The following is a 10,543-nucleotide window of genomic DNA, read 5'->3' on the forward strand; positions in this document are numbered from 1 at the left end:
GTAGCATCGAATTGAACCACATCCTCCACCGCTTGTGCGGGTCCCCGTCAATTCCTTTGAGTTTCAACCTTGCGGCCGTAGTCCCCAGGCGGCGCATTTATCGCGTTAGCTGCGGCACGGAGGCCAAAACCCCCACGCCTAATGCGCATCGTTTACAGCCAGGACTACCAGGGTATCTAATCCTGTTTGCTCCCCTGGCTTTCGTGTTTCAGCGTCAGGAGCATACCAGAGACCTGCCTTCGCTATCGGTGTTCCTTCCGATATCTACGCATTTTACCGCTACACCGGAAGTTCCAGTCTCCTCTTCTGCCCTCAAGACCGGCAGTTTCGACAGCAGTTCCCCGGTTGAGCCGGGAGCTTTCACCATCGACACACCAGTCCGCCTACACACCCTTTACGCCCAGTAAATCCGGACAGCGCTTGCCCCCTACGTATTACCGCGGCTGCTGGCACGTAGTTAGCCGGGGCTTCCTCTGGAAGTACCGTCACCGTCACGGCAGTTACTCCGCAACGGCATCGTTCCTCCTGACAGGAGTTTACATCCCGAAGGACTTCATCCTCCACGCGGTGTCGCTGGGTCAGGCTTTCGCCCATTGCCCAAATTTCTAGACTGCTGCCTCCCGTAGGAGTGGGAACCGTGTCTCAGTTTCCCTGTGGCCGGTCACGCTCTCACGTCGGCTACCCGTCGTTGCCATGGTGGGCCGTTACCCCGCCATCAAGCTGATGGGACAAGAGCCCCTCGCAAGGCGGCACCTTGCAGCGCCTTTCCTATGGGAGAGATGCCTCTCCCATAGCACATGGAGAATTAGCCCGTCTTTCGACGGGTTATGCTCCTCCTCGGGGTAGGTTGCCCTTGCATTACTCACCCGTTCGCCGCTAGACCCAAGCCGATATTGCTACCAGCACGGGTCCCGCACGACTTGCATGTCTAAGACACACCGCCAGCGCTAGTCCTGGGCCAGGATCAAACCCTCCAAGCAAAAAATCTTGGAGTAAGGAATTGCACGACCCGGACACGCTTTGGGTTACATCCGAATTATCAAAGAGCTGCACCTCTCTGTGAGCAAATAATACGAACAAAGAAGCTCTTGTCAATAGTACTGTGACATCGCTTCGAGTGCTATCTCTTTACAGTAGGGACAGTTAGCAATCCGATGTTTGGTGCACCTATTGAGCACAACAAGGGGTCCCCAGTAGGCTGCGGTCCCGTGCCTACAAGAGTGTGCTTGTTGCTAGCGTACGATGACTAGCTTCTGTTCAAGTCGCTGATTGCCTTCCTCGACGGTGAGAAAATATACACCGGCGGCAAGCTGACGGAGGTCAAGGAACGCGCTGCACCTTCCCGCGGCAACAACTGTTTTCACGCCAACCCTACCGATTGCATCGAAGACTGTCAAGGTAGCAGGGTTGGACAACGGCCGGTTGAAGTGGAGGCGTCCGAACGCGGAACTCGGGCTGAGTGAAAGAAACGCAAGATTGCCTGCGGACTGGTTGGTACTTACCATTGTTCCACGCTTGAGATGCTGCCCGATGTCATCGTCATGGACTATTGCTGGGTCGAAACGCCACAACTCTCTTGTCTTGTTGCCCTTCAGCGCGTAATATCTGCCGGCCGCGAATTCCAGGCCGCCACCGGCCTTGATCCGCTTCGGGTCCTCGGATGCTTGAGGCACGGGCGGGTACTCGTACCAGGTGGAATCAGCCGGCTCCAAGACCCAGAACTGGCAGGTGTTGCCGCCTTTCAACACCCCGAGTTTACCTTTCGCCCAAGTAATGTCTCCGCCGTGTTTGACCTTGCGCTGTCGTCCATCTGCGCCAGCAAGGGGTACATCGGGCAACTGTCCGGGCCGCCACTGGCCGATCGCTACGTCAAACGCGAACACCTCATTGTACTTACCCTTGAGACAATAGATTGTACTTATGCCGTCGAAGGCCAGCGCGCTACCGTCCCCATATTTCGCCTTGCCGCTCGCTCCGGCTGGTGCTTCCGGCAATGAGTCCCATGTGTCTCGGATGGTGTTGTATCGGTAGAATTCAGCTCGACCCGAGCCTTTGAGTAGGTACACATACCCAGTGTCATTTACAACCGCGTAGGCCAGCCCAGTTCCGCCCTTAGGCGCCTTGCCCTTGGGACCCTCGGGGATGTCGGCCGCGGCCGTCCAGCCGACAACCGGATCAAACCGCCAGAACTCGAAGGTCTTGTTACCTTTGACCACATGCACTCGGCCGAGGCCGTCGGCCACCAAAGCACCGCCCTTGTACACTGGTCTACCGGCCGCGCCCAACGGCACCGATTCAACTGTTGTCCAACGCTGGGTGCCGAGCGAATAGATGTGAAGTTCCCTGGTCTGGTAGCCCTTGAGCACGTACAGTGCCTGGTCGTCCACCGCTAGGCCGCCGCCGGTGTACACCACCTCGTTTGAAGACCCGAGCGGCACGTCCGGAAGTCGGGTCCAACGGCCAATCGGCTCGTTGAGAACCGCAAAACTGAGGCTCAGAGTGTCATTGCAAACGTACTGGTCCGCTTCGGTCCATGTCGAGCAACGGGCGGTCAGAAACCCTGGCTGGCGTGCTACCCAGCCGCGAAACTGGATCATAGTGTCGCTGCCGTTTGGTTCCAGCCCGACTATGGGCACCGAGTCACGATAAAGGCACGTGCCGCCGAGGTTGATGGACAGAAATGCCCAGACATCAACCACAGCTGTGCCGAAATTGCGAAATCGCGCCCGCGGTGTCACTGACGACTGGGCCGGAATGTTACTATGAGGCTCGATCAACACAGTCACACCAGCGTCAACTGCTGGTCCATTTACGTAGACTAGCTGACGCACCGTGTCATTCGTTCGGTTATAGTCGAGGCCAAGCCTGGTGTAACACTCCCAGCGCCAATTGCCGTGTGCTCCTGGGGTCCAGTCTTCGAACACGACGGTTTTCTGCTCGTTCGGAGCAAGGCTCACCGGCCGCTCACTTGAGTAACCGTCGGCGATGTCGAGCTGGCAGGACAGGTTTGCGGGTAGCGTGCTGTAGTTCCGGACCGTTGCCCGCGGCGTCACGACTTCACCCGGGTTTGGCGGCAAAGTCGGTGTTAGAAGGTTTTCAATCCCGACATCCGGAACTTCAACGAGCTTGAATACCGAGGGGTCACTGTAGTTGGGGTAAGGCCAAGTGGTAATGCCTGCTGCAATCACTGCATCACGAGTCAGCACGACATCTTGAGCGCTGTTCGGGCCACTCTCAGCCGTAGAGTTGAGAAGAAACTGCCAGGCCAGGTTGCCGTCCACGGAGAACTTTACCACTGTGAACGGCGGTGCCGGGGTCGGGCCAGGAGTCACTTGAGTAGCAACTACGACGCCGCCCCACGCATCAATGTCCAGCGCCATCGCCTCGTCCGTACCAAGGCCTGAGTCATACAACTTGGCCCAGAGCAACGCTCCGTCTTGACGGTACTTCAGTACCAGGGCATCTGGACCGGCACCGCCACTTGCCAGCCCGCATAGCACGATATCGCCGCACGGGTCAGCCGCAATGTCGTTGCCGCGGTCCGCAGAACTGCCTGGGCCATTATACTCCTGCTTCCACTGAAACTGACCGTCGCTCCGATAGGCCAGAGTCAGCACATCCTGATTTGACCCGCGCAGTACATACCCTGTCCCAACCACCAAGTCTCCGACAAGGCATATCCGGTTCACCACCTCTTCCACCTCGCTACCGGAATTGAAGTTCTGCTGCCACAGCTTGTTGCCCTCGGTGTCGTATCGCGCAAAGGTCGCGTTGAAGCTGCTGCTGACGCTCCCGAAGGTTCGTCCCGCGATGAATATTGCACCTGTCGGACTGACACGGATATCATAAGCTGCCTCGTAACGGCTACCACTGCTGCTTGCTGATATGGTTCTCGTCCATTTCACCTCTCCGGTCCCGGCATCGAGCTTTAGGAGCGCCATGTCTGGGCCGGACAGACTGGATGTTAGTTGGCCGGCAACATACACTGCGCCCGAGTACACGGCGATCGCGTACCCGAAATTGTAATACGATGTGCCAGTGCCACTCACCTTTCTTGCCCAGGCCAGCGTTCCATCCGGCTTCCATTTCACTGTGAGGACTTGAGAGCTCGAGCTACTGGTGCTGGTCTGACCCGTCACATAGACCGCACCCTGTTCATCAACCGCCATCGCATACGCAACTTCAGTACCGCCAGCTTCGTAAGAAGTTTCCCAGATCAGTTTGCCGTTGCCGCTATACTTCAGGACGATGAAGTCATAGGAACTGGTCCCGAACTGACCGTATGCACACACATAGCTTGCGCCTTCGGCGTCAACTACTAGGGTCTTAGCCGGCCTCATGAACTGGTAGGAATAGCTGGGCGAATACTGATGGTGACGGAACCAGACAGTATCCACTTGGGCCAGTCCCAGCGTGACGACAAGTCCAAGCATCATGGATGAATAGCTCTTCATGACCGCCTCCTCAGGTCCGGCCATGCCCTGGCCGAACCGCTGCCAGAAAGAACCGTTATCTCAAGCATGAAAGTTGCGGCCTACCAGGCCGCGTAACCCGGGCAGCCGCAGTTTCATTGTAAGCTCCTTACCTCTTTAGTCAAGGTGGCGGTTTCTGCCAGAAGCAGTCGCCCTGATAAGGTCTTACTCTTGAAGCCCGGTCTCGTTCCGGGTCTGGTCGGGATTTCCCTGGCGCAGAGGGCCGGGAGACAAGAGGCCGGAGCACTACACCGAATCTACCCGTTCAGTACGTCGGTCGCCGGTTGACCAGATGGGGATGGTTCAGGGATAGGAAACGACACTATTCGTACAGCCATTCGGTTACCAGGGAACGGCACTGCCAGGATTGCTTCATTGGGAGTTCCGATACGTCTTGCTCGTCACATACCGTGTCTTACAGTCTATCACGGTGGTCAACCGGGAGCCGGCGTGCCGGGTAATCAGATGACCGTTCCGCCTAGTTCTAGTTTTCTGGGGCAACGTGGTAGGCCTGGTTGACAGTCCGGTGGTTGTCACTAAGATTCCCTCCTAGCTCTAACATCCTTCGGTCAGAAAGGAGTTCGATAACATGCGCAGAATTGTAGAGTGCGTTCCCAATTTCAGCGAGGGCCGCAGGCCCGAAGTCATCGAACAGATTGTGGGTGAGATAAGGTCGGTGAACGGTGTTTCGATGCTCGATCAGGAGATGGACGCGGACCACAACCGTGCGGTCGTGAGCTTTGTCGGCGAGCCGGAGGCGGTGCTCGAGGCCGCTTTCAAGGCCGTAAAGAAAGCAGCCGAGCTTATTGACCTGAACCAGCACAAAGGTGAGCATCCGAGAATCGGCGCAACCGATGTGGTACCGTTCGTGCCGATTTCCGGAGTGAATCAGGCCGAGTGCATCGAGCTGGCCAGGCGGCTGGCCAAGAAGATAGCCGACGAGCTTTCGATCCCGACGTACCTGTATGAGCTGGCCGCAACCCGGCCGGACCGGCAGGACCTGGCAGTCATCAGAAGCGGCGAGTTCGAGGGGCTGCGCGAGGCAATCAGGACCGACCCGAACCGGGCGCCGGATTTCGGCCGGCCTGAGCTGCATCCGACTGCGGGTGCGACGGTAGTCGGCGTGAGAGCGCCGCTCATTGCCTATAACGTCTATCTGGGTACGACCGACCTCAAGGTTGCGGAGAAAATCGCTAAGGCGATACGGCACCGCAATGGCGGCTACCGGTTTGTCAAGGCGCTCGGCTTCGCAATCAAGGAGCGGAATTGTGTTCAGGTGTCAATCAACATGACCGATTATACTCAGACGCCTTTGTACCGCGTGTTTGAGACGGTGAAGCGCGAGGCCGAGCGGTACGGGGTGAACGTGCTGGAGTCGGAAATCGTCGGGCTGGTGCCGCAGGCGGCGCTGAATGCCTGTGCCCAGTTCTACCTGCAATTGAACAGCTTCAGCCGTGACCAGATTCTTGAAAACAAGCTCGTACCGGCCAAGGGCGTGCCTGACTTTCTCGCTGAGTTGGCGTCCTCCGAGCCGGTGCCAGGCGGCGGTTCGGCCGCGGCATTGGCCGGTGCAGTCGGCTGTGCGCTCTTGACGATGGTCGCCAAGCTATCAATCGGCAAGAAGGGGTACGAGGAATTCCAGGACGAGTTCACGCGGGCGCGCGACCGGCTGGTACCGATGCGGGAACGATTCCTGGCGCTCGTGGACGAGGATGCCGAGTCGTTCAGGCGGGTAATGAAGGCGTACAAGCTGCCGAAGATGACCGAAGCGGATAGGCAGGAGCGGGCCAAGGCGATCAGCGATGCGCTGAAGGTTGCGGCTGAAACGCCGTTTCGCACGATGAAACTGGCGCTCGAGGCGCTACGGCAGGCGAAGCCGATTGTCTGTTACGGCAACAAGAATTCGGTGACCGACGCGGGCGTGGGCACGATGCAGCTCGACACGTGTTTTCGCGGGGCGCGGCTGAACGTGCTGACGAATCTGCCGAGTATCCTGGATAAGGATTTCGTGACCGAGAAGCGTGAAGCGCTGGACGAGATGGCGTCCGAGGCCGAGACACTAGTTCGAGAATACCAGGACACGGTAAGCAGAAGAATGACCGGTGACTAGTCGAGAAGCAGAAGTAGAGGACCAGGTCTGCTGATGCTGACCTGTTTGGCCTTTTCTTGATGTGACACGCCTCGTTGACCTTCATTGCCACACGACTTTCTCGGACGGGCTGTTGACGCCTGAACAGGCGGTAAGCCGGGCGCGGGAATTGGGCCTAGCGGCAATCGGCATTACTGACCACGACTCAATTGACGGTATCGAGCGGGCCCAGAGCTGTGGCCGGAATGTGGGCATCGAGGTTGTACCGGGCGTAGAGATGAGTTGCATTGTCAGCGGCATTGACCTCCACATCCTCGGCTACTACCTTGACTTCCGTTCACCGGACGTACACGACTTCTTTGCGCTGGTACGGCGTCACCGAAGCGAACGGGCACGGCTGATGGTGGAGAAGATGAAGGGAATGGGGGTGAGGTTGAACTTTGAGGACGTGCGCACTCTGGCGCGGGATGCGGCAATCGGCCGGCCGCACGTTGCTCAGGCTCTGGTCAACGCTGGCGCAGTGCCGAGTGTCGAGGAAGCGTTCCGTCGCTACATCGGTTACGAGGCGCCGGCCTACGTACCGAAGATGAAACTTGAGCCGCGGGTTGCGGTTGACCTAATCCGGTCTCATGGCGGGGTTTCAGTCATCGGCCATCCAGGCACCTACCACAGCGACGAGGCGGTGTATGCGGCGATTAGTGCGGGGGTGGACGGCATCGAGGTCTGGCATCCGGACCACGACAAGCGCGACGTTGCCCGATACGAGGAAATTGCCCAGAAGAACGGGTTGCTGGTAACGGGCGGCAGCGACTGTCACGGCGGCAGGAAGGGCGGGCGTATCTTTCTGGGCGAGGTGACGGTGCCGTACGACTGTGTGGTGCGGCTCAAGCAGCGGTCCAGAGAGAGAAGAGAATGGTAGGTAGAACGAGGTTAGAACTCGGGGCTCTGCCAAGTGTCACAGTTCTGCATTCTGCATTCTGCGTTCTTGTCGTGCTGTCCGGTGCGGTTGCACTGGCGCAAACGACGGTGGGATTCCAGATTGCGCGGCTTGAATACTCGGGTGGCGGCGACTGGTACAACGACCCGGATGCGGTGCCAAATCTGTGCCGGGAGCTTGGCCGTAGAACGAACATCAGCACCGAACTAGAAGAAGCCAGGGTCAAGCTAACCGACGACCGGCTCTACAACTACCCGTTTCTTTTTATGACCGGTCACGGCAATATCAGCTTCAGCGAAGAGGAAGTGAAGCGGCTCCGGCATTTTCTTGAGAGCGGCGGTTTCCTGTATGCTGATGACGACTACGGGATGGACGAATCTTTCCGCCGGGAGATGGCAAAGGTGCTGCCGCAGAGCGAGCTGGTTGAACTGCCGTTTGACCATCCGATATACCACCAGTTGTACGACTTCGACTCCGGCCCACCCAAGATTCACGAGCACTATGAAGGTCCGCCCCGCGGTTTTGGAATCTACCTCGGTGGCCGGATGGTTGTCTATTACACCTACAACAGCAACGTTTCGGACGGCTGGACCGAGGCCCATAACGACCCACCGGACGTGCGCGAACAGGCATTTCGGATGGGCGTGAACATAGTCTGCTATTTTCTGACCAACTGACAACTCACGTCCTGGGGCTGATCGGGCGCAGTGTGCAGAGCATGCTTATTGACAAGCAGAAGGCGCGTCATATCCTCAGTGCCGGATGGCGGTCAATCCCGACGTTGCCGCAAGGCTGGTTGCGTTCTTTGTGCCGCTGTTCGGCTTGTGGTTGCTGTGTGGGCTCGTGATTGCGGTCCTGTACCACCTGAGCCTGTTCTTCCTCGAAGGTGAGTTCCGCACCCGGGGGATCCAGCTCCTGGATGTCTTCATCAGCGTGCTGCGCGGGTTTGCCTTTGTTGTTGCCTGGCCGTTCATCTTCATGTTTGACCGGACCGCGCTTTCCCGCATCAAGGTATTCCTGCTGTCCTTGAGCCGGAAACAGCGCGAGACGAACCAAGACGTCAAGGACGCAATCAACGAAGGCCGGTACTGGGAATGGGTACGGCGCAGCTTTGTCGAGCAGGATCGAGCCGAACATCGGCGCAGCCATGAGCTTGAGACCGGTGAAGAACAGAAGCGAAGACTCAAGGTCGTCCACGAAGGCAACCCGGAGCTTGACCACATCTGGATGCTTACTGGAGTAGGTTCGCACCCGGCCGGTGCACGTCAACTGGTACGGATGTACCCGCACTACTACATTGCCGAGGAAATCGCGGCCGGTGCGAAACGGGAAATCGAACTGCGCGTGCCATGGACCTGCCTGCGATGCGGGGCCACAGTGCCGGCCCGGGAGATCGAGCTGCCTGAGCTTATCTTCCTGAGAATCCTTGACTGGGAAACCGACAAGATGCTTGTCGAGGGCTGGGCCCTTGAAGGCGATTTCCGGATGCAGTTCTCGGCTTGCCCGAAGTGCGGGACTGGACAGCCGGACATCTCAGAATCGGTCTCGCGGCTGGGCAAGGCATCAGATGTGGTCCGGCTGGTGCGCGAAGGGCTGAGCATGCACTGGGACCTGCCATGAACAATATCCGACCGACGCGGAGATTGACCAACAGGAGCAACAACAATGCTTGAGAAGATACTCGTGGCAACCGATGGCAGTGACAACTCGCTCCGGGCGCTTGAGACCGCGGCGGCAATTGCCCGTGCGCTTCGAGCCGAACTAATGGTCGCGACTGCGGTCTATGTGCCGCCATCGTATGAGAGCGACCTGAACCCGGAGCAGAAACAAGGCATTCGTGATGCCGGCAGGCAGATGCTTGAAGAAGCCGGCCGCGTGCTTGCGCGACTTGGGGTCAAGGCTAACTACAGGGTGCTTGAGACAGAGCCGCCGGCTCAGGCGATTGTTCGCCTGGCGCGTGAGGGGAAATACGAGCTTATCGTGCTCGGACGTCGCGGCACGAGCAGGGGAGTAGAAAAGACGGTCGGTAGTGTATCAGACGCAGTCTTGCGTCTGGCTGACTGCTCAGTGATGATTGTGCACTAGGCCGGTAAGGGTCCGGGCCTAGCGCAGCTTCTTTCGGTGACGCAGGGACTTGCGGCGCTTCTTGAACTTGTGGCGCCGGATCTTTGCCAGTTTGCGCTTACGACCACAAGGCATGGGCTATACGGCTCCTTTCATCAGACTGGCCTTCAAGAGTCGGGACGCCTTGAAAACCGGCACGCGCCGGGGCGGGATGTTCACCGGTTCCTTGGTCTTGGGGTTGCGCGCAACTTTGGGTTTGCGCAGCTTGGTGGACATGACCCCGAACCCGCGGATTTCGATGCGATTACCATCCCGCAGGGTCTGACACACATCGTCAATGAACATCTGCACGATGCGGCCCACGTCCCGCTTGGTGATGTTGGGTGCTACGCGCTCAGCAATCTTTTCGACTAGGTCAGCTTTGGTTATGGTCATTGCTTCCCTCCTAATGGCAGGAGCTGCACGAATGTGAGCTGCAACTCGAACAGCTCTTGCCGCTTGAAACCTTCTTCTCAGTGCCGGAAAGACCGAACACCGAGAACACCGGTTTGAGTCGCCTGCTACCGCACTTCGGGCACTTCTGGCTTTTCTCTTCGCTGCGGCTCAGAATCAGGGTCTCGAATTCGTGACCACAGCGTGCGCAGCAGAACTCTCTAATTGGCATAACTGATTATAGGATAGCGACTTCCTTGTGTCAAGCCCGACCATCTTGCTTGACAATTATCTCGGCTTGCCGGCAAAGGAGAAAGCCCGCAGACCGGGCAGCACGGTCTGCGGGCTTGCGCTCTAGCTCAGTGGTTCAAGGCGACCTCAGGGTGTGGGCGGGCCGATGTTGAAGACTTGGGTCCGGATGGTCTCCAGCACCGACTGGGAGAACCCACGAGCCACCCACTTACCAATCAGCACCGCGGCTTCCCTGGCAGCCGACTCGCCTGACAGGTCCATCCGGGTCAGGCGCCAGAGCTCGCGGCCGAATGATAG

8 protein-coding genes and 1 rRNA gene are annotated in these 10,543 nt (G+C 58.3%); 5 read left to right on the forward strand and 4 right to left on the reverse strand.

All coding sequences use genetic code 11. From position 1 onward, the window contains the following. Positions 1 to 980 (reverse strand): 16S ribosomal RNA (locus tag ABIL25_09515); the annotation flags it as partial. Between the two features lie 252 nt (positions 981 to 1,232). Then, positions 1,233 to 4,454 (reverse strand): PQQ-binding-like beta-propeller repeat protein, encoded by a 3,222-nt coding sequence (locus tag ABIL25_09520; protein ID MEO0082507.1) that lies wholly within the window; start codon positions 4,452 to 4,454, stop codon positions 1,233 to 1,235. Between the two features lie 607 nt (positions 4,455 to 5,061). Between ABIL25_09520 and ftcD the strand changes: the two genes are divergently transcribed. The 5 genes from ftcD (at position 5,062) to ABIL25_09545 (ending at position 9,583) form a co-directional block, all read left to right on the forward strand. Continuing rightward, complete coding sequence (gene ftcD, locus ABIL25_09525) at positions 5,062 to 6,582, forward strand: glutamate formimidoyltransferase (protein ID MEO0082508.1); 1,521 nt, start codon at positions 5,062 to 5,064, stop codon at positions 6,580 to 6,582. A gap of 61 nt (positions 6,583 to 6,643) precedes the next feature. Beyond that, positions 6,644 to 7,480 (forward strand): PHP domain-containing protein, encoded by an 837-nt coding sequence (locus tag ABIL25_09530; GenBank protein MEO0082509.1) that lies wholly within the window; start codon positions 6,644 to 6,646, stop codon positions 7,478 to 7,480. Beyond that, positions 7,474 to 8,175, forward strand: coding sequence for a DUF4159 domain-containing protein (locus ABIL25_09535; protein MEO0082510.1), 702 nt, complete (start codon positions 7,474 to 7,476; stop codon positions 8,173 to 8,175). Before ABIL25_09530 ends, ABIL25_09535 begins: the two co-directional genes overlap by 7 nt. An 85-nt stretch (positions 8,176 to 8,260) precedes the next feature. Further along, positions 8,261 to 9,118 carry a hypothetical protein gene (locus ABIL25_09540; protein MEO0082511.1) on the forward strand — a complete coding sequence of 286 codons (858 nt, stop codon included), beginning with the start codon at positions 8,261 to 8,263 and terminating at the stop codon, positions 9,116 to 9,118. 45 nt (positions 9,119 to 9,163) lie between these two features. Next, entirely contained in the window at positions 9,164 to 9,583 is a 420-nt protein-coding gene (locus ABIL25_09545) for a universal stress protein (protein ID MEO0082512.1), read from the forward strand. A 117-nt stretch (positions 9,584 to 9,700) separates the two neighbouring features. On the opposite strand, the gene ABIL25_09550 is transcribed toward ABIL25_09545, so the two are convergent. Both ABIL25_09550 and ABIL25_09555 read right to left on the reverse strand, forming a co-directional pair. Continuing rightward, positions 9,701 to 9,997, reverse strand: coding sequence for an HU family DNA-binding protein (locus tag ABIL25_09550; GenBank protein ID MEO0082513.1), 297 nt, complete (start codon positions 9,995 to 9,997; stop codon positions 9,701 to 9,703). 10 nt (positions 9,998 to 10,007) lie between these two features. Further along, the gene (locus ABIL25_09555) at positions 10,008 to 10,226 is read right to left on the reverse strand and encodes a zinc ribbon domain-containing protein (GenBank protein MEO0082514.1); all 219 of its coding nucleotides are present in this window, start codon (positions 10,224 to 10,226) and stop codon (positions 10,008 to 10,010) included. Positions 10,227 to 10,543: the final 317 nt, after the last annotated feature.

It is taken from the genome of candidate division WOR-3 bacterium, from assembly GCA_039801365.1.
GTDB lineage: Bacteria > Hydrothermota > Tepidihabitantia > Tepidihabitantales > Tepidihabitantaceae > JBDRUN01.